This is a genomic window from Flagellimonas hadalis (assembly GCF_007785775.2).
GTDB lineage: Bacteria > Bacteroidota > Bacteroidia > Flavobacteriales > Flavobacteriaceae > Flagellimonas > Flagellimonas hadalis.
Genome location: NZ_VNIK02000002.1, coordinates 351505 through 370167, shown reverse-complemented (window position 1 = coordinate 370167; position 18663 = coordinate 351505). Strand labels below are relative to the sequence as shown.

15 protein-coding genes and 1 tRNA gene are annotated in these 18663 nt (G+C 46.5%); 12 read left to right on the top strand and 4 right to left on the bottom strand.

Annotation, left to right across the window (positions count from 1 at the left end; all coding sequences use genetic code 11):
- Positions 1-14: 14 nt before the first annotated feature.
- The 4 genes from rseP (at position 15) to FOT42_RS05820 (ending at position 3067) form a co-directional block, all read left to right on the top strand.
- Positions 15-1373: an RIP metalloprotease RseP gene (gene rseP, locus FOT42_RS05835; protein ID WP_151889638.1), complete on the top strand. Its 1359-nt coding sequence runs from the start codon at positions 15-17 to the stop codon at positions 1371-1373.
- A gap of 67 nt (positions 1374-1440) precedes the next feature.
- Positions 1441-1514, top strand: a tRNA-Asn gene (locus FOT42_RS05830).
- A 192-nt stretch (positions 1515-1706) separates the two neighbouring features.
- The gene (locus tag FOT42_RS05825) at positions 1707-1886 is read left to right on the top strand and encodes a hypothetical protein (RefSeq protein ID WP_151889637.1); all 180 of its coding nucleotides are present in this window, start codon (positions 1707-1709) and stop codon (positions 1884-1886) included.
- A 155-nt stretch (positions 1887-2041) separates the two neighbouring features.
- Positions 2042-3067 (top strand): DUF4421 family protein, encoded by a 1026-nt coding sequence (locus FOT42_RS05820; RefSeq protein WP_226789811.1) that lies wholly within the window; start codon positions 2042-2044, stop codon positions 3065-3067.
- Between the two features lie 13 nt (positions 3068-3080).
- On the opposite strand, the gene FOT42_RS05815 is transcribed toward FOT42_RS05820, so the two are convergent.
- Positions 3081-3590: a PepSY domain-containing protein gene (locus FOT42_RS05815; protein ID WP_151889635.1), complete on the bottom strand. Its 510-nt coding sequence runs from the start codon at positions 3588-3590 to the stop codon at positions 3081-3083.
- A 67-nt stretch (positions 3591-3657) separates the two neighbouring features.
- Positions 3658-4218, bottom strand: coding sequence for a YceI family protein (locus FOT42_RS05810; protein WP_151889634.1), 561 nt, complete (start codon positions 4216-4218; stop codon positions 3658-3660).
- A 284-nt stretch (positions 4219-4502) separates the two neighbouring features.
- Between FOT42_RS05810 and FOT42_RS05805 the strand changes: the two genes are divergently transcribed.
- Both FOT42_RS05805 and FOT42_RS05800 read left to right on the top strand, forming a co-directional pair.
- Entirely contained in the window at positions 4503-5501 is a 999-nt protein-coding gene (locus FOT42_RS05805) for a sensor histidine kinase (protein ID WP_151889633.1), read from the top strand.
- A 4-nt stretch (positions 5502-5505) separates the two neighbouring features.
- Complete coding sequence (locus tag FOT42_RS05800) at positions 5506-6201, top strand: LytR/AlgR family response regulator transcription factor (RefSeq protein WP_151889632.1); 696 nt, start codon at positions 5506-5508, stop codon at positions 6199-6201.
- A gap of 50 nt (positions 6202-6251) precedes the next feature.
- Here the strand turns inward: FOT42_RS05800 and FOT42_RS05795 are convergent, their stop codons facing one another.
- Complete coding sequence (locus FOT42_RS05795) at positions 6252-7901, bottom strand: solute:sodium symporter family transporter (RefSeq protein ID WP_151889631.1); 1650 nt, start codon at positions 7899-7901, stop codon at positions 6252-6254.
- Positions 7902-8300: 399 nt separating this feature from the next.
- Between FOT42_RS05795 and FOT42_RS05790 the strand changes: the two genes are divergently transcribed.
- The 3 genes from FOT42_RS05790 to FOT42_RS05780 are packed head-to-tail and all read left to right on the top strand — an operon-like array spanning position 8301 to position 11414.
- Positions 8301-9581, top strand: a complete 1281-nt coding sequence (locus tag FOT42_RS05790) for a DUF5690 family protein (RefSeq protein ID WP_151889630.1) — start codon at positions 8301-8303, stop codon at positions 9579-9581.
- Positions 9571-10743 (top strand): TIGR03364 family FAD-dependent oxidoreductase, encoded by a 1173-nt coding sequence (locus tag FOT42_RS05785; protein ID WP_151889629.1) that lies wholly within the window; start codon positions 9571-9573, stop codon positions 10741-10743. Before FOT42_RS05790 ends, FOT42_RS05785 begins: the two co-directional genes overlap by 11 nt.
- On the top strand, positions 10740-11414 hold the full coding sequence (locus FOT42_RS05780) for a phosphonatase-like hydrolase (RefSeq protein WP_151889628.1): 675 nt from the start codon (positions 10740-10742) through the stop codon (positions 11412-11414). The genes FOT42_RS05785 and FOT42_RS05780 overlap by 4 nt, the downstream gene beginning before the upstream one ends.
- Here FOT42_RS05780 and FOT42_RS05775 read toward each other — a convergent pair whose 3' ends face one another.
- Positions 11415-11981, bottom strand: coding sequence for a helix-turn-helix domain-containing protein (locus FOT42_RS05775; protein WP_151889627.1), 567 nt, complete (start codon positions 11979-11981; stop codon positions 11415-11417).
- Between the two features lie 269 nt (positions 11982-12250).
- Between FOT42_RS05775 and FOT42_RS05770 the strand changes: the two genes are divergently transcribed.
- The 3 genes from FOT42_RS05770 (at position 12251) to FOT42_RS05760 (ending at position 18660) form a co-directional block, all read left to right on the top strand.
- Positions 12251-15457, top strand: a complete 3207-nt coding sequence (locus tag FOT42_RS05770) for a SusC/RagA family TonB-linked outer membrane protein (protein WP_151889626.1) — start codon at positions 12251-12253, stop codon at positions 15455-15457.
- A gap of 19 nt (positions 15458-15476) precedes the next feature.
- A complete protein-coding gene (locus tag FOT42_RS05765) occupies positions 15477-16925 on the top strand; it encodes a SusD/RagB family nutrient-binding outer membrane lipoprotein (protein WP_192938330.1) in 1449 nt (482 codons plus the stop codon).
- Between the two features lie 76 nt (positions 16926-17001).
- A complete protein-coding gene (locus tag FOT42_RS05760; RefSeq protein ID WP_151889624.1) occupies positions 17002-18660 on the top strand; it encodes an alkaline phosphatase family protein in 1659 nt (552 codons plus the stop codon).
- Positions 18661-18663 lie beyond the last annotated feature (3 nt).

Here is an 18663-nt window from a genome sequence, read left to right as displayed (position 1 = left end):
ACAAAAGACAATCGATGACCCCTATACTGATAAAGACCATACAATTCTTTCTAAGTCTTTCCCTGCTCATTGTGCTCCACGAGCTTGGACACTTTATCCCGGCGAAGATCTTCAAGACGCGGGTGGAAAAATTCTACCTCTTTTTTGATGTGAAATTCTCGCTCTTCAAAAAGAAAATAGGGGAGACCGTTTATGGTATTGGGTGGCTGCCCTTGGGAGGCTACGTCAAGATTTCGGGCATGATCGATGAGAGCATGGACACCGAACAGATGAAGGAAGAGCCCAAACCTTGGGAATTCCGTAGCAAACCGGCCTGGCAACGTTTGATCATTATGTTGGGCGGGGTCACGGTGAACTTTGTGTTGGCTGTGGTCATATTCATTGGATTGGTTTTTACGTATGGGGAGGAATACATTGCCAATGATAGTTTAAAGGATGGTATCTGGGTGACCGATAAGACCTTGGGTGATGGCTTGGGCATACAGACCGGGGACAAAATCTTGTCAATCGATGGAAAGAAGGTGGAAACATTATCCGAAATCATTCCGGGATTTGCCCTTGGCAATCACTTTACCATGGAGCGAAATGGGCAAGTGATGGAAAAAGAGGTTCCTGTGAACGTGATCGAAACACTTTCGGGGGAAGAGGACAAGGATAAAATAAGGTCCCTTGTATCGTATAGGATACCTTTCATCATCAACAAAGTGCCAGAAAACTCTCCCAATGCCAATAGCGGGCTAAAGCATGGGGACGCCATTGTCCGGATGAATGGCAAACCAGTTGAATATAAAGATCAGGCCATGCCGATCCTAGAGGCCAACAAGGGAAAAATGGTCCCCGTTACCGTGAACCGAAATGGAACTTCGCTGGACATGCAGCTAAAAGTTTCCGACGATGCCGCTCTCGGCGTGCATTTGGGGTTGTCACCTGAAGAATACAAAGAGCTGGGCTATCTGGAAGTAAGAACACTGAAATATTCCTTTTGGGAATCTATTCCCGCAGGTTGGAACAAGGGTGTCAGAACGCTCTCCGACTACATCAAGGGGATGAAAAAGATCTTTAACCCCGACACGGGTGCATACAAGGAAGTAGGGGGATTTGCAGCGATTGGGGGCATGTTCCCCGATACGTGGAACTGGCCAGCATTTTGGGCCACCACGGCCTTTATTTCCATCATCTTGGCCTTTATGAACATTTTGCCCATACCGGCATTGGACGGTGGGCATGTGATGTTCCTGCTCTATGAAATGGTCACTGGCCGCAAGCCCAGCGACAAGTTTTTGGAGTATGCGCAGATGGTCGGCTTTTTCCTATTGATAGGTCTGTTGCTGTTTGCCAACGGAAATGACCTGTACAAATGGCTTTTTAAGTAGAAAAGCGATTTTTTTGTTTGTGGTGTAATAAAGAATCTGCTATATTTGCACCCGCTTACGATAAAATTCCTCCTTAGCTCAGTTGGTTAGAGCATCTGACTGTTAATCAGAGGGTCCTTGGTTCGAGCCCAAGAGGGGGAGCAGATACAGCAAGGCTTCAGAGAAATTCACACTCTGGAGCCTTTTTTATTTGCACTCGGATTGGATAATTTGAAAATCGTCCTAAAGTTTATCCTATATCTACACCTTCACTCCATTGGCGCATTTGTTTTTAAATATGGCTCTGATCAATTTGTAATATCTTTATAATCAATAATGGTAACAAACAGGCAGATGCAAGTTCAATTTCGCACCAAAGACGAAGCCAATAGGGAACAGGAAAGGGATTTCCTGGCACTCTCCCCAACTGAGCGCGTTTACCGTTTCTTGGATCTCATGCAGCGCATCAACCGATTTCCCACAAAGGCCAAGCAGGATAAGAATACATTTACCCTTCATATCACTAGAAAGTAGATGGAAAACACGATCATTTAAATAGATCACATTTGGGGCTTGCAGCACTTCACTTCGCTTCGTTCACTTTTTTGATTTCGATTTGTCAAGCCCATGGTTGCGGAAAAGCTGGAGAACAAGTTTTTTATAAATTGCACATATTCAGCTAGATGTTCATGGCAGAGCTCAAATCCTTCATCATGGCTATTCCTTCCTTCATTTTGATGGGAGCCTATTTTTTTTGTGCCCAAGCCCAAGGCCAGCTAGGGGATTCCACCTCGGTTCGATCTTATGTGGATAAGTTGTCGTTCGGCATCGACCTGGGTACGGATTTCGATGAGTTTCTGGTGGACAACCCTGATGTGGGTTACTTTCATTTGGTGACCAACAACAATGTAAAACTGACTCTTGGGCTTGACTATGATTTTTTAAGCTTAAGCGTCGGTCTTGCCCCTAAATTTTTACCTGGGAACGATGATGATGAGTTGAAAGGAAAGAGTTCTTTTCAGAACTACCAGGTCAATGTGTTCCCTGGACGCCTTGTGCAAAATGTGTTCTTTAGAAGGATGAAAGGCTTTTATGTGGAGAACACTTCGGATTTTCTGCCGACATGGAGCGAGGGCGACCCTCATCTGCAGTTTCCCGATCTGAAAAGCATCACTTGGGGAGGTAGTACGGGTTTAGTATTGAACAAGGATTTTTCCCTCAGGGCATTGTTGAACCGACAGGAATGGCAATTGGAAAGCAGGGGGAGCCTTGTGCCGATGATACAGTATGAATTCACCAAAATGACCAACAATTTTGAGGACAATACCTACGGGAAGGAAAACATCGTTGACCTAAGGGTAGGTGTGGGCTATTATTACAATTGGGTAGTGGCGTCCAAGTTCAATATGGCCCCATCGCTACGTGTGGGTATAGGCCCCAAGTTTTCCAAATATACCTTGTCAGGCGAGGTGGAAAAGAATGATTATTTGGTAGCGGAATATGGTGCCGGTATCCAGTTGGGGTATAATACAGACCATTTTTACATGGGCATTATCGGGGAATTGGACGGTACATCCTACCGGGATTCCGACTCCAATGCTATTTCCAATAACCTGTGGCGTGCCGTGTTTTATGTGGGCTATCGATTGGAGCCGCCAAAAAAGCTAAATGACTTTTTTGACAGAAATAAACCTGTGATCGGAAAACCCAGATAAGAATGGCTCTCCTTTAAACCAATAACAATACAACCGTCAATAGAAATCCTGCTACGGCAAAATAGAGTCCCTTTTTGTAGATCGGGGCACTGGGCCGGAACATAAAAAAGGCAGAAACCGCAAAGAACAATAAGGCGATCCCAAAGAATATCCCCAGCCAGAACAAGGGATGTCCCGAATGCATTTTGTGCAGCTTGTTCATGTTGTCCAGGATCTTTGGCAAACGTTTTTCGGTATAGGAAGCCTCCCCTGTCTCTAAATTGTATGTCCCTCCATCAAAATATAGGACATTGCCCTCTGTTCTGTCCACTTTGAAGCCGCGTTTCCGCAATGCGGTGCCCAAGGCCTCTTCGTTGAGGTTGGTTTCCAAAGTGGTGATCACCTGCACCTCACTTTTCATATAATCCGTATTTCGGAACGTCAGTACAATGCCGCTGATGGCATATACGGCCATGATTCCTGCCAAAAAGAACCCCAGATAGCGATGGAACTCCCTAAAAGTGTTTTCGGATTTTCTTCCCATAAGTATTAAAATAAATGAAGAAAGGTGGCCATGGGCCAACCTCTCTCCATGATAGTATTGTGTTTTATTATTGTTGCGCCATTTCCAGGTTGATGGTCAGGTCAACCTCGTTGCCCAAGGAAGCGGTTTCGCCTCCGACTCCAAAATCCAATCGGTTGATGGTGCCGGTCAGTTTGAGCCCCGCTTTTAGTTTTTGGCTACGCTGATCGGTGATGATACCGTTCACCTTACCTTCGAGGGTAATCGGTTTGGTGACCCCGTGCATGGTGAGGTCCCCAGTCAATTTGAAGGTTTTGTCCCCTGTTTTTTCATAACCGGTACTCTTGAAGGTGATGGAAGGATATTTTTCGGCGTCAAAAAAGTCCGCGCTCCTCAGGTGATCGTCCCTTCTGCCATTGTCGGTGTCGATGCTAGTGGTCTTGATGTCCACTGTAAATTCGGCATCCCCAAACGTATCGGATGCGGTTGCCGTGATGTCAAAATCGCTGAAATGGCCCTCCACTTCGGAGATCATCAAGTGGGTGATGGCAAAGCCGACCTTGGAATGTGCCCTGTCGGATTTCCACGAGGATTGTGCAGTGGCAAATAGGCCTGTCAAAAGAGCAAGAGCAATGATCGTTTTCTTCATAGTTGTAAAATTAAGTGTTAGTAGTGTCGTCAAAATGTTCCGAAAAATAGTGATATTTAGAGTATGCCCTATTTGGCATCAAAAAACCATATCCAATTTGGGCATTTTTTTGATGGTCAGGAACTATTTTCCACAAACAACAGGGCGGGCCCCGTGACCGACGGATTCCTTGTGAAAAACACCCCCAAATTGTCGTTGGGGGGAATAATAGTGCTGTTCATAAACCTGCTTTTTTTTTAAATGGGTTTAATCCATAGATTTGATTTTGAATTAATTGAAAGGTATTGATTTCCAAAAAGGAACTTCTTTTTCAGATAGTGCTCCATGTTCTTGTCCTGCTGTTTTTTTCTTTTGACAGGGTCGAGGGGGGCATCGTTGTGCACAAGGCCATTTTTCTACTGTTCTATAGTGCGGCCACTATTGTGGTCACCTATTTTCTAATGCCCAAGTATCTTTATAAAAAGAAATATTGGCAATTTTTTTTAGGTTTCATCCTTGTGGTTGTGGTGGTCATTGCCATCGAGGAATTGGTGTTGGAGCCACTCATGTTTCCCGGGACCAAACGTGCCGGGACTTTTCCGGGAATCTACATATCACTGTTGGGTGTGCTTCCGGTCATGTTCATCCTGTCCGGGTGTAAATTTGGCTGGGATGCCCTGCAGAAACAAGACCAGATAGATGAGCTGCAAAGTACGATACAGGAAAGTGAACTGCAGTTTTTGAGGTCACAGATCAATCCCCATTTTTTGTTCAACAACCTGAACAATCTCTATTCCTACGCATTGCAGAATTCACCCAAGACGCCGGAGATCATCTTGGAGATGAGCGGTGTTTTGCGCTACATGCTATACGAATCCAAAGAACAGTTCGTACCTTTAAAAAAGGAACTGGAACAACTGGGCAATTTTATCCGGTTGTACCGATTGCAGATAGAGGATAGGGGTATTGTCCGATTCGAAGTGGGCGAGATGGAAGGGGAGCACCGAATAGCCCCACTGATACTGATTGTTTTTATCGAGAACGCTTTCAAACATAGCCAATCAGGGCAATCTTCCAATATAGAGATCGATATTTCGGTGCAGATGGAGGGATCTGTTTTGGAGTTTCACTGTAAGAACAATTTTGAAACGGTGCCCAGTCTGGATACCATCGCCAAAGGGATAGGCTTGAAAAATGTGCAGAAGCGTTTAGAGCTTTTATACCCCAAGAAACATCAATTGGAGATCAAAGAGAAGGACAACAGTTACCAAGTGTACCTGAGACTGGAACTGGAAAAAATATAGCCGTATGAGATGTATCATTGTTGAGGACCAACCACCAGCGCAACGGATCCTCAAGAAATTCATTGATGAAGTACCTGCCCTGGAACTTGTAGGCGTGTTTTCCGATGGTATCCAGGCCATGGAGTTCTTGAATGCAGAACCTGTCCATCTTATGTTTTTGGATATCCATTTGCCCAAGATCAATGGATTGGACTTTTTGAAGAGCATCCCAGAGCCGCCACAGGTGATATTGACCACCGCATTTTCCGAATATGCACTGGAAGGATATGACCTCAATGTAGTGGACTATTTGTTGAAACCCTTTTCTTTCCAGCGGTTTTTGCAAGCAGTGAACAAAGTAGGGGTGAAACAAGAGAACGGCCCATCTGTAAATGCGAACATGCCCATTAGTGAAATCTATGTCAAGTCCAGTCATGAACACATCAAGGTATTGGTCAAGGACATCTACACCATTTCTTCGGATTCCGATTATACCGAGATCCATCTAAAGAACAAAAAAATCCTTTCCAATGAACCACTGCGGCATTGGTTGGACATTCTGGGGGCCGGCCAGTTTTACCAAGTACACAAATCCCACATCATCAACACCCAAAAGATAGATCGGATATCCGGCAATATGGTATTGTTGACAGACGGGTCAAAAATTCCGTTGGGTCGGGCATACAAGGACCACTTTCTGAAGAGCATCCTACAGCAATAAAAAAGCCCTGACGAAAGTTCAGGGCTTTTTTAAATCTTTTCATTGTTCTTCTACTTGGCGAAGTACACGTAGATGGCAATCACGACCACACAAATGAAGGCACTGGCCAATTTGACGTGCTTCCAAGGTTCTATGGACACTTGTTTGGTGTATTCCAGTTCGAAAGGTTCCTTTCTTGGATATATCTTGCCAATGATCAGCATGATGATGATGTTGGTGATGAACAAAATGGCCATTACGTGCAGGTAATGCGGATAGGCATCCGCTTCCACCATATGTAAGGCCTCGGGATCGGTAATACCATTTGCCTTGGCCTCTGCCAAGGCATTGGCCACCATTCTTGGGCCTACGATGAACTGGCTGATGATGTATAAAATGGAGCCTGAAAGAATCCCGATTTTGGCCGCAATCGCAGGGACCCTTTTGGTCAAATAACCGATTACGATGATGGTAAAGATGGGAATACTGTAGATACCATTGATTTCCTGTAAATAATTGAAAAGACTTCCCGCGTTGGCAATTAGCGGCGCAATGAACATGGCGGCCAGTGCCAAACAGATCCCGAAGATTTTTCCATATTTCACAATGGTCATTTCGGAAGCTTCCTTATTGATGTGCTGTTTATAGATGTCGATGCCGAAAAGCGTCACCGAACTGTTGAGCACACTGTTGAACGAGCTCAGGATGGCCCCAAAAAGTACGGCGGCAAAAAAGCCCATCAAGGGTTTTGGCAATACGGCCCTTACCAGTTCGGGGTAGGCCAGGTCACTGCTGGACAATCCGCCTTCAAAATAGTAGTAGGCAATCATTCCGGGCAAGACCAGAATGATGGGCCCCAAGATTTTCAAGAAGGCAGCCAATAACAGACCTTTTTGTCCCTCGGCCAAGTTTTTGGCACCCAACCCCCTTTGAATGATCTGCTGGTTGGTTCCCCAATAAAACAATTGGACCAGCATCATACCCGTAAAAATGGTCGAGAAAGGGACTTCCTGCCCTGGATTTCCCGTGGAATCGAAACGTTCAGGATTTGCTGCCATCAACGTATCCAAGCCGTTCAAGACACTGCCATCACCAATGGCCATCAATCCAAATACGGGAATGAGCAGACCTCCTATAATGAGTCCAATCGCATTGATACTATCGGAAACGGCCACGGCCTTCAGTCCTCCAAAAACCGCATAAATGGAACCCACGATACCGATGCCCCAAATGCAGATGAGCAATGCCGTGGAATCCGAGACACCAAGCAATTGGGGCACATCGAACATTCCACTGATGGCCACGGACCCTGAATACAAGATCACAGGGAGAAGCACCACAACATAACCCGTCAGGAACAGTCCCGAAGTGATGGTCTTGGTAGTGGTGTCGAACCTTTTGGCCAAGAATTGCGGCACAGTGGTCAAGCCACCCTTCAAATAACGGGGCAACAGGAACATGGCCGTCACCACGATAGCCAATGCGGCCAAGGTTTCCCAGGCCATTACCGACAGTCCATCCTTGTAGGCACTGCCGTTGAGGCCCACAATTTGTTCGGTCGAAAGGTTGGTCAAGAGCAATGAGCCGGCAATGACGCCAGCAGTAAGGCTCCTCCCGCCCAAGAAATAGCCGTCAGATGATGTTTCATCCGTTTTCCGGACGGACCACCAGGAAATGAACGCTACCAGGAGCGTAAAACCCAAAAAAGATATGAGTGCCATGTGTTACATTTTGATTGTTCGGCCCAAGGTAAAGGACCAAATGGATTAGTTTGTTCTGTTAAATAAATTGGTCATTGGTATTTTTCCGATAACCGTCATCCTCTTTTTAGGTGCAATCCGATTCAAAATTCAAAAGGGGGATGACGGTCTCTTGCCCTGCTAATATAATCGGAATTTTCCAAAATATGGTTGACCGTCAGTAATCAGGTGTTGAAGGGTTTCCATTATAGGATTGGATAAACCTTTTAGGGCTATGGGCCATTTTTATAAAAAATGGGGGTGGGGAGCCCATCTGTTTTTTGCTAACCTTTTTTTAATCTTAAGGAGAAGATGGGTTTATACTAATTTGAGTTATTTGAAAAATAAATTTAGTATTTGTAAACTTTTTTCAACTAAAACATGCCCAAAAAACACTCCAGCTTGGTCTTTGTGCTACATGCGTCACTCGCAGCTTTTGGAGCCTATTTCTGCATGTACGCCTTCAGGAAGCCGTTTTCGGTCGCCACTTTTGAGGGTATGGCCTTCATGGGGGTAAACTACAAAATTTTGTTGGTCATAGCACAGGTTTTGGGATATGCCCTCTCCAAGTTCGTAGGAATAAAGATCATATCAGAACTCAAGTCCAACAAAAGACTGCTTTTTTTCATCGCATTGATCCTATTGGCCGAACTGTCGCTCATTTTGTTCGCCCTTGTCCCGGCCCCCTACAACATTGTCTTTATGTTCCTGAACGGCCTTCCCTTGGGGATGATCTGGGGCATTGTGTTCTCCTATATCGAAGGAAGAAAGTTTACCGACATCTTGGGCGTTGTGCTATGTGCCAGTTTTATTGTGTCCAGCGGGGTGGTCAAGTCGGTAGGGCTTTCTGTGATGGATTTTTGGGGTGTGAGCGAGTTTTGGATGCCCTCCGTCACGGGTGCCCTGTTCTTTCTGCCTTTGTTGTTGTGCGCTTATCTGTTGCAAAACGTACCACCGCCTACGGCAGAGGACATTGAATCACGTACAGAGCGTGTGCCCATGACAGGGGCGGATAGGAAACGGTTGGTCAAACAATTCTTCTTTCCCCTGCTGTTGGTGGTGGTGTTTTATACCTTTCTTACCGCTTTCAGGGACTTTAGGGACAACTTTGCCCGAGAACTTTGGGACAGCATCGGATACCAAGGCGACATTTCGGTATTTTCCACATCGGAGATCATCATAGCCATAGTAGTGCTCGTGATCATAGGGTCCATTTTTTACATCAAGGACAATTATCGGGCTTTGTTGACCTACCATTTGCTGCTCCTGTTGGGGGCATTGGTCCTTGGCATCTCCACGCTGATGTTCCAAATGGGGGTTTTGGATTCTTTTCTCTGGATGGTCTGCACGGGTTTTGGGTTATACATCTGTTATGTTCCCTTCAACTGTCTCTTTTTTGACCGATTCATCGCCACGTTTAAAATCAAGGGAAACTCAGGTTTTCTGATCTATATTGCCGATGCCTTCGGATATGTGGGCAGTGTATTGGTGCTCTTGTACAAAAACTTTGGACAGGCCAAGCTGTCCTGGCTGAATTTCTTCGTGTATGGCACGTATGCCGTAGCAGTTATCGGTATAGGGATCACCATCGTACTGTTCCTTCATTTTGGGGCAAGACGGAAATCCGAACAGACGAACAAACAATTGGATTATGGACAATAGATATGATGTTGCGATAGTGGGCGGTGGCATTTTGGGCACTTTTCATGCTTATCACGCACTGGAACTGGGCCTTAAGGTCTGTTTGCTTGAAAAAGATGCCTATCCGCAAGGGGCGACCACCCAAAATTTTGGGCAGGTGGTGCCGTCCGGGATGAACTCCAAATGGCAAAAGTTGGGTAGGGAGAGCCTCCGTATCTATACGGACATCCAATCCCAATTTGACATCAGCATTCGCCAAAACGGAACGGTATATCTGGCATCCAACGAAGAAGAGGAGCAACTTTTGGTGGAGCTCAGGGCCATAAACAACAACAATGACTATGCTTCCCGAATGCTCACCAAAGGTGAATGTCTGGACCGGTACCCGGGACTGCGAAAAGAATATGTGAAAGCAGGGCTCTTTTTTCCCGATGAAGTCACTGTGGAGCCAAGGACCATGATCCATAGACTGCAAGAGTATTTGACCACCCAAAAGGGGTTGACCATGAAAACACATTTCACTGCGGTGTCCTGTGAAAGAAATGGGGATTGGACAAGGGTGAGGAGCACCGGAAATGAGGCCGTGTTGGCTAAAAAAATCATCATCTGCAATGGTAGTGATTTCAAGAACCTTTATCCTGAAGTATTTGCCCAGAGCGATCTGGAAGTGTCCAAATTGCAGATGATGCAGACCAAGCCGCAGAAAAACTATTCCCTAAAAGGTTCTATCTTGACCGGGTGGTCCATCAGAAGGTACGAGGCGTTCCATGAATGTCCGTCATTTGCCCAAGTCAAACAGAATGAGTCGGCGGACAGCCTTCAAAAAAAATGGGGGGTACACATCCTTTTCAAGCAGGCGATGGATGGTTCGGTGATTTTGGGTGATTCGCACCAATACGCCGATGTGGATAAAATAGAAGACCTTGGGTATGACCTGGACATGGACATTGATCATTTTATGCTGGAAGAGGCCAAAAAAATAATGGAACTCCCCACTTACGAGATACACAGAAGATGGTATGGGATGTATTCGCAATGCAAAACAAAAGATATTTTTCAAACGACCATTGACGAGCATATCCACATTGTCACCGGAATTGGCGGAAAGGGCATGACCGGAAGTGCGGGTTTTTCAAAAAAGAACATTGCAACCATTTTTAATAAACAGAGAATCAATTTATGAAGGAAATAAAGCTTGCGGTTTTTGATATGGCCGGCACCACGGTGAACGAGGATAATGTAGTGTACAAAACCGTCAGGAAGGCATTGGCCCGATCAGGAGTGGAGGTCACGCTGAAAACCGTGTTGGAATTTGGTGCCGGAAAGGAAAAGTTCAAGGCCATATCCGATATTTTGGAAGAGACGCAAACCAATGGAGTGGATGCCAAGGCCGTGTTCGAAGATTTCAAAGTGATGTTAAAGGAAGCCTATGCACACCTTGAAGTGACTTCTTACGACGGAGTGGAGGAATTGTTCGGGGTTTTAAAGGCCCATGGTGTGAAGGTCGTGCTCAACACGGGCTACGATAGGAAAACAGCACAGTCCCTTTTGGATAAATTGGAATGGGTCGTTGGGCTTCAGATTGATGGCCTCATCACCGCCGATGATGTGGAGCAGGGAAGGCCTTCTTCGGAAATGATAGACAAGGCCATGGAAATGTTCCGCATAACGGATTCCGCGCAGGTGTTGAAGGCCGGGGATTCCGTGATCGATATTGAAGAGGGCAAGAACGCCAACTGCGGCATCACCGTGGGAGTGCTGACGGGAGCACAGACCCGTGAGCAGTTGGGGACCGCTGGCCCGACCATGATCCTCGATTCCTTGAGCGAACTGGCCAAGGTTTTGTTCCCTTGATCAAATAAAGAAATAGACCACCAACATCTTGGAGGCCACTTTGCCACGATTTACTGGAACATGGGGGATTCTGCCGTCAAAGAAAATGGAATCCCCTTCTTGGAGCAGCACCTCTTGGTCCCCGATCTCATAATAGCATTCCCCGCTCAGCACATATTTGAACTCAAAGGCATCCGTGACCACCTTGTCGCGTTCGGAATTGGGCTTTACCTCCAGCAATACACTTTCAAACCCAACCGAGTTCAATTGCTTGCCAAAAATGTAACTGTAGCTAAACCCTATCGCCTCGTCCTCCTTTTCAATAAGGGTGTGGTCGTCCTTTCGGGAAACCAGGAAATTTTGGCCGTTCACCTTGGGCATCCCATCAAAAAAAACGGTCATTTCTGTCCCTAGCGCACCAACAATTTTCAGGAATACGGGCAAGGATGGAATGGTCCTTCCATTTTCGATGCGGGAAATGAGCCCAGCGGTCACCCCGGCATCGATTGCAACTTCACTGATGGTCTTTTTATTGTCCTTTCGGATTTCCTTGATGCGTTTGCCTATACCGATAAGATAGTCTTCCATATGATGGGGTCAATGCCAATGGCCATTTTGATTTTTCATAAATACTAAAAAAACTCCATAAACCCTATGATAGGGCTTGTGAACATTGAAAAATACTGCTTTTGAGGGAGTTTAAAAAGTGAATATTTGTAAATAATATTTACCTAACATTCAACGGATTCTTTTAACCATTCCATATCCTTTTTTTAATCTGTACAAAGGCATGCCTTAACTCTTGTGTTGGATATTTGTTGATAAATAATTAACCAATTTTTACAAATATTCAACAAATGAAAAAATCAATCGTAGCGTTTTTACTTGCCTTTACCGTAAGTATCATAGGCTATTCGCAAGGCACCTTTTCAGGAAAGGTGGTGGATGAGAACAACGTGCCGCTGCCAGGGGCATCGGTGGTTGTAAAAGGTGGCGGCACAGGTGTGGCCACTGATTTTGATGGGAATTTCCAGATTGAACTTTCACAGGGAGGGGAAATATTGGAGGTATCCTATATAGGATATGTGTCCCAAGATTTTGACACAACGGGAAAGACGACGGCAACCATAGTGCTACAGCCCGATTCACAACAATTGGACGAAGTGGTGGTAACGGCCCTGGGCATCCAAAGGGAGACCAAGAAGTTGGCCTACGCCGTTCAGAAAGTTTCCGGGGAGGAAATATCCGAGGCAAAGGAGACCAACGTAGTGAACTCGCTGGCCGGTAAAATGGCCGGGGTACAGGTCACAGGAGGAAACTCGGGCGTTGGGTCCACTTCGCAGATCATCATCAGAGGTGAAAACTCATTGAACCCTAGTCCCAATGCCAACTCTCCTCTATTTGTAGTGGATGGTATCCCCGTGAACAACAATGTGAACAATACCGGAAGCGAGGGCAACATGGGTGTTGATTATGGTAACGGTGCGATGGACATCAACCCGGACGATGTGGAAACCATGACCGTGCTGAAAGGGCCCAATGCAACCGCACTTTACGGTTCCAGAGGTGCCAATGGCGTCATCCTGATTACTACCAAATCGGGTAAGGGAGCCAAGGGAATCGGGGTTTCATACACCAACAACACCACGTTTGAAGATTTGCTGACCTTGCCCAAATACCAGAACCGCTATGGACAGGGGTCTAGCGGCCAGTTCGCCTTCAATGATGGTGGCCAGAACCGTTCCTTGACGGGTGGGATCAACGACCATGTGGATGAGAGCTGGGGTCCTGCCTTGAACGGACAGTTGATCCCACAGCACGATAGTCCCACCACAAGTGGTCTGCGTGCAGGAGATGTGCATGTAAGGCCAAGGAATGCCGATGGTACTTTTGCCGATGAGATCATCGCCACGCCATTTTCACCGCAGCCAAGCAATATTGACGATTTCTTCAGGACGGGTTTCACCTTGAGCAATAATATTGCGCTGACCGGAGGCAATGAGGATGGGAACTTTAGGGTATCCTTCACCGATCTTCAGAGCGAGAGCGTGATCCCAAACTCCAACTTTAAAAGAAGGGCCTATCAGGTGAACGGATCCTATAACCTAACGGATTGGTTAAAGGTGACCGGTTCCATGAACTATATCAATTCCAATTCACGCAACCGTCCGAATAACTCCTACGGTACCGAGAACGTAATGTACCTCTGGATATGGTTTGGCCGTCACATCAACATGAACAATTTAAGGGATTACTGGCAGCCCGGACTGGAAGGGGTGCAGCAATTCAACTACAACTACAACTATCACGACAACCCGTTCTTCACGGTTTTCGAGAATACCAACGCCTTCAACAAGGACCGTTTGATCACGAACCTGAGGGCGGATATCCAGTTGGCCAAGGGCCTTAGTTTCATGTTTCGCTCCGGATTCGATTATTCCAACGAGTTGGACAAGCGCAAAAGGGCGTATTCCACCCAGCGTTTCCCCAACGGACAGTATCGGGAGGATTTCATCTATGCCTATGAGCAGAACACAGATTTCTTGTTGGCCTACAACACGGAAATCAATCAAGATTTTGATTTCGGTGTTTCGTTTGGTGGGAACCACCGCTCTGCAAAGAACAGGTATCAGCGGATCAGTGCCAACTCACTGTCCATTCCGGGCATCTATAATTTCGGAAATGCTGCCGAACCATTGACGCAGAGCGATTATGACGGCAAGTTTACCGTGAACAGTCTCTATGCCTTTTCGAACGTTTCCTATAAAGATTATGCATTTTTGGATGTAACCGCACGTAACGATTGGTCCTCCACATTGCCCGATGGGAACAACAGCTACTTCTACCCATCAGTGGGATTGAGTTTTATCCTTTCCGATATGTTCACCATGCCCCAAGCCATCAGCTTTGCGAAACTTAGGGGAGGTTGGGCCAGCGTGGGTAACGATACCAACCCATACAATTTGGCTGCCACCTACGGTTTTGGAAATACGTTTAACGGTTTCTCAAGGGTATATTCACCTTCTGAATTGAAGCTGGCCGACCTGAAACCTGAGCGTACCAACTCCTTTGAGGTGGGAGCCGATGTAAGGTTCTTTGGCAGCAGATTGGGCTTGGACGTAGCAGCCTATACATCGGTGACCAACAACCAGATCCTTTCCCTTCCCGTTTCCAATACATCGGGCTACAGTACCCGGGTCATCAATGCCGGGGAAGTGGAGAACAAAGGTTTGGAGATCACCCTGACAGCCACTCCGATCCGGACCGACAGCTTTAGCTGGAACACCAATATCAATTTCACCGCTAACCGCGGAGAGGTGAAGGAACTTACCGATGGACTCGATAGCTATTTGGTGAAATCCAACTACCTGCAAGTGGTGGCGGAAGTAGGTGGCCGTATGGGAGATCTGTACGGAACAGGTTTCGAACAGGTCACTGACAAAAGCAGCCCTTATTACGGGCAATGGATCATAAATGATAAAGGACTGCCAATTACTGATGACAAACTTAGAAACTTAGGTAATTATAACCCTGATTTTATGGTCGGTTTCCAGAACAGCTTTAGTTACAAGAACTTCAAGTTTGGATTCCTGTTCGATTGGAGACAGGGAGGTGTTTACCATTCCAGGACAGTGGCCATTGGAGGAACAACAGGGATGTTGGACTTTACCGTTCCCGATCGTGAAACAGGGATTGTTGCCCAAGGTGTGGTAGTTGATGAAAACGGATCCTACACTCCGAACACAATCAGTGTTGACGCCTCTAACTATTATTCCCATGTGTACAATAGGAGCAATGAGCAAAGCTCTATGTTCGATGCAAGCTATGTAAAATTGAGAGAGGTAAAACTGGGATATAGCTTCCCAAGAAAATTATTGGAAAAGACCCCGTTGAGATCCGCATCGGTCGCATTGGTCGGTCGTAACCTGGCCTTGTGGACGGAGAACGACCACGTAGATCCCGAGACCATTTCCCTATCCGGTGGTACCATCGTACCCGGGGTTGAGGATATGGCCCTGCCAAGCACCAGAAGCTTCGGTCTGAATCTAAACGTAGAATTTTAAAAAAATAAGATCAAGAATGATGAAAACATCAAACTTCATAACATCTATTCTATGTGCAGGAACCTTACTGGTTTCGTGTACGGAAAATTTTGAGGAAATCAACTCCAACCCCAACGCCCCCGAACAAGTAAGCGCCAACCTATTGGTGTCCACGGTCACCTCCGAAATCACACGACAGTTGACCCAAGAGGGCTATAGCGACGGAAACACCATCACCCAGTTGATGGCCAAGAACAACTTCCCCGGTTTCAGCCAGTTTGACTGGGGAGATCAAGGGATGTGGAACCTGTTTTACAGCTATTTGCCCGAGATCAATGATATTTTGGAAATTTCAAGGGCCGAAGACACACAGAATGCCACCTATGAAGGCATTGCCCTGACCATGCGTGCCTTGAGTTTTGCCAACCTGACAGATCTTTATGGCTATGTGCCCTACACGGAGGCCATGTCCGGGGAGAGTTCAGGCATTTTTACCCCAAAATACGACGATCAGGAAACCGTGTATAACGGCGTGCTCCAGGATTTGGCAGATGCCGATGCCGCATTGGCCAAAGGAGAGACCATTGCGGGATCAACAGGGGATGTCATTTATGACGGGGATGCTGCACAATGGAGAAAATTGGCCAACTCACTGCGTCTTCGCTATTTGATGCGAATATCGAAAAGAAGGGATGTTTCCGCAGAGATGCAGGCCATCGTGAACGCTGGCAACTACATCAGCACCAATGATGACAATGCCATATTGGTGTATAGCGGTACGTCCAATACCGACTCTTGGCCCGAAAGTACAGGTCGTATCGGTGGGTTCGATGAAAAGAGCTTGTGTACCACATTGTTGGGCTATTTTGAGGAATTCGATGATCCAAGATTGGATGTATGGTTCGACCGTAACAGTGATGGAAATTGGGTGGGGATACCCATCGGGCTCAATCAGGCCAACGCCCGTGCCTATGATGACCAATACAGCCCAAGCCGTTTGGATGTGGAACTGTTCTACTTTTCAAGAACAACGGCCCAGGCCTACATCATGAAAAATTCAGAAGTACAGTTCATTTTGGCCGAAGCTGCGGAAAGAGGTTTTATCACAGGGAATGCCGAAACCTATTACAATGAAGGCATAAGGGCCAGTCTGTCCTATTGGGGAGTTTCGGATACGGACATCGAGACCTATTTGGCAGGGCCAACGGTACAATACGATGGTTCCTTGGAATTGCTCTTGACCCAAAAGACCATTGCCCTTTGGAATGTGGATTATCAAGGCTGGATGGACTACAGAAGGACCGGACTACCTGCTTTGGAAACCGGCCCGGATGACCTGAACGGAGGGCGCTATCCCGTCCGCTTCCTGTACCCTTCCTCGGAACAGACCCTGAACAAGGCCAATTATGATGCAGCAGTGCAGGCCATGGGCGGTGAAGGTGATAACATCAACACACCTGGTTGGTGGGAAACTGGGAACAGATATTAAAACGATTTGACCATTAAATAACCGACAAATGGTTGCCCTGGAAACGGGGCAGCCATTGTTGTTAAAATAAAATCACATGATAAAGAATGTATTTTTTGCGATCGGTTTGGTAATGGTGTTTTTATTGGCCTGTTCTCGAACTACCGATAATCGACCTGATATACAACACATTGTGATCATTGGTGTGGATGGGATGAGTCCCAATGGCATTCAAAGGGCACATACACCCATGATGGATTCCATGATCCAAAACGGAGCGGCCACCATGCATGCCCGTTCGGTGTTGCCCTCAAGCTCCAGTCCCAATTGGGCCAGTATGATCATGGGGGCCGATACCGAACAGCATGGCATCACCTCGAATGGTTGGGAAAAGTTCGACCACCAGTTGCCCCCCGTAGTGGCAACAAAAAATGGAACCTTTCCCACCATTTTCACCTTGTTCCATGACCAACAGCCCGAAGCCCATGTAGGGGCCATTTACGATTGGGATGGATTTGGGCGTTTGTTTGAAAAAGAAGATGTGGATTTTGACATTGATGGGGACCACGAGGACAATACCACACAACAGGCGGTAAAGTATATCAAAGAACACACCCCAAAATTCACTTTTGTGCATTTGGACCATGTGGATCATGCAGGTCACGCCCTGGGCCATGGCAGCCCTGAATATTACAGATCTGTGGAAAAGGCAGACTCCTTGATTGCCGAGATTGTCAATGCCACGAAACAAGCAGGTATTTTTGAAAAGACCCTATTCATCGTTTCTGCGGATCACGGTGGAATCGGTTTTGGACATGGGGGCGAAAGTCTGGCCGAAATGGAGATTCCCTTCATTCTTTTTGGGGCAGGCATCAAAAAGGGGTACGAAATTGAGGAAACCGTGTACCAATTTGACAATGCACCGACTGTGGCCTATGCCATGGGACTGCAAACACCACAATCTTGGATAGGGAGGCCCGTAAAAGGAGCTTTTATTGGCAATGAAAAGCCCAATTTGATCTATAAACGAAAAGAACTGATTGCCCAACCCAAGATCCTTCCCGATGCAGGCCATTTTGAACCTGCAGGAGGTGTTTTCAAGGCAGATTCGGTTGCCGTGGTGATGCAAAACCCCAACAATTTGGGTGAAATCAGGTACACGATGGGCAACGCCGTTCCGACCCTAGAAAGCAGCAAAACATATCAAGATACCTTCTATTTGAAGCAAACCGAGATTGTCAAAGCCGGGATTTTTCAAGAAGGGCAATTGGTGAGCACCATTGCGGAGGCCAATTTCAGGCTGGTCCCAGAAACCAAAGAAGACCCCGTTGCCTATACCATGTATTATGGCGAAAGGATGGACAAATTACCCGATTTCTCTACCTTGAAACCTGTAAAAGAAGGATTTGTGACAGAATTCTCCCCCAAAGCGATATTGACGGAAGATGTGCAACAAGAGCAGGTGGCCTTGGTGCTGGAAAGTTATTTGGACATCCCCGAAGAAGGGAAATATGGGTTTTTCACCAACAGCGATGACGGTAGCAAACTCTATGTGGATGGAAAATTAGTGGTGGACAACGACGGCGACCATGGTGTTATGGAGCGTGGAGAGGGTGTGGAATTGACCAAAGGCAAACATTTGATCAGGATTGAATATTTTAACGGTGGGGGAGGCTACCATTTGGATGTGAAATACCAAGGTGCCACTATTCCCAAGCAGATCATTCCCGCTAATCATTTGTACAGGGAAAAATAGCAT

Excerpts from the sequence above, each read along its gene's own strand:
- FOT42_RS05770 (WP_151889626.1), top strand. The coding sequence starts at position 12,251 with ATGAAAAAATCAATCGTAGCGTTTTTACTTGCCTTTACCGTAAGTATC.
- rseP (WP_151889638.1), top strand. The coding sequence starts at position 15 with ATGACCCCTATACTGATAAAGACCATACAATTCTTTCTAAGTCTTTCC.
- FOT42_RS05810 (WP_151889634.1), bottom strand. The coding sequence starts at position 4,218 with ATGAAGAAAACGATCATTGCTCTTGCTCTTTTGACAGGCCTATTTGCC.
- FOT42_RS05760 (WP_151889624.1), top strand. The coding sequence starts at position 17,002 with ATGATAAAGAATGTATTTTTTGCGATCGGTTTGGTAATGGTGTTTTTA.
- FOT42_RS05780 (WP_151889628.1), top strand. The coding sequence starts at position 10,740 with ATGAAGGAAATAAAGCTTGCGGTTTTTGATATGGCCGGCACCACGGTG.
- FOT42_RS05795 (WP_151889631.1), bottom strand. The coding sequence starts at position 7,901 with ATGGCACTCATATCTTTTTTGGGTTTTACGCTCCTGGTAGCGTTCATT.
- FOT42_RS05815 (WP_151889635.1), bottom strand. The coding sequence starts at position 3,590 with ATGGGAAGAAAATCCGAAAACACTTTTAGGGAGTTCCATCGCTATCTG.
- FOT42_RS05820 (WP_226789811.1), top strand. The coding sequence starts at position 2,042 with ATGGCAGAGCTCAAATCCTTCATCATGGCTATTCCTTCCTTCATTTTG.
- FOT42_RS05800 (WP_151889632.1), top strand. The coding sequence starts at position 5,506 with ATGAGATGTATCATTGTTGAGGACCAACCACCAGCGCAACGGATCCTC.
- FOT42_RS05790 (WP_151889630.1), top strand. The coding sequence starts at position 8,301 with ATGCCCAAAAAACACTCCAGCTTGGTCTTTGTGCTACATGCGTCACTC.
- FOT42_RS05765 (WP_192938330.1), top strand. The coding sequence starts at position 15,477 with ATGAAAACATCAAACTTCATAACATCTATTCTATGTGCAGGAACCTTA.
- FOT42_RS05785 (WP_151889629.1), top strand. The coding sequence starts at position 9,571 with ATGGACAATAGATATGATGTTGCGATAGTGGGCGGTGGCATTTTGGGC.
- FOT42_RS05775 (WP_151889627.1), bottom strand. The coding sequence starts at position 11,981 with ATGGAAGACTATCTTATCGGTATAGGCAAACGCATCAAGGAAATCCGA.
- FOT42_RS05825 (WP_151889637.1), top strand. The coding sequence starts at position 1,707 with ATGCAAGTTCAATTTCGCACCAAAGACGAAGCCAATAGGGAACAGGAA.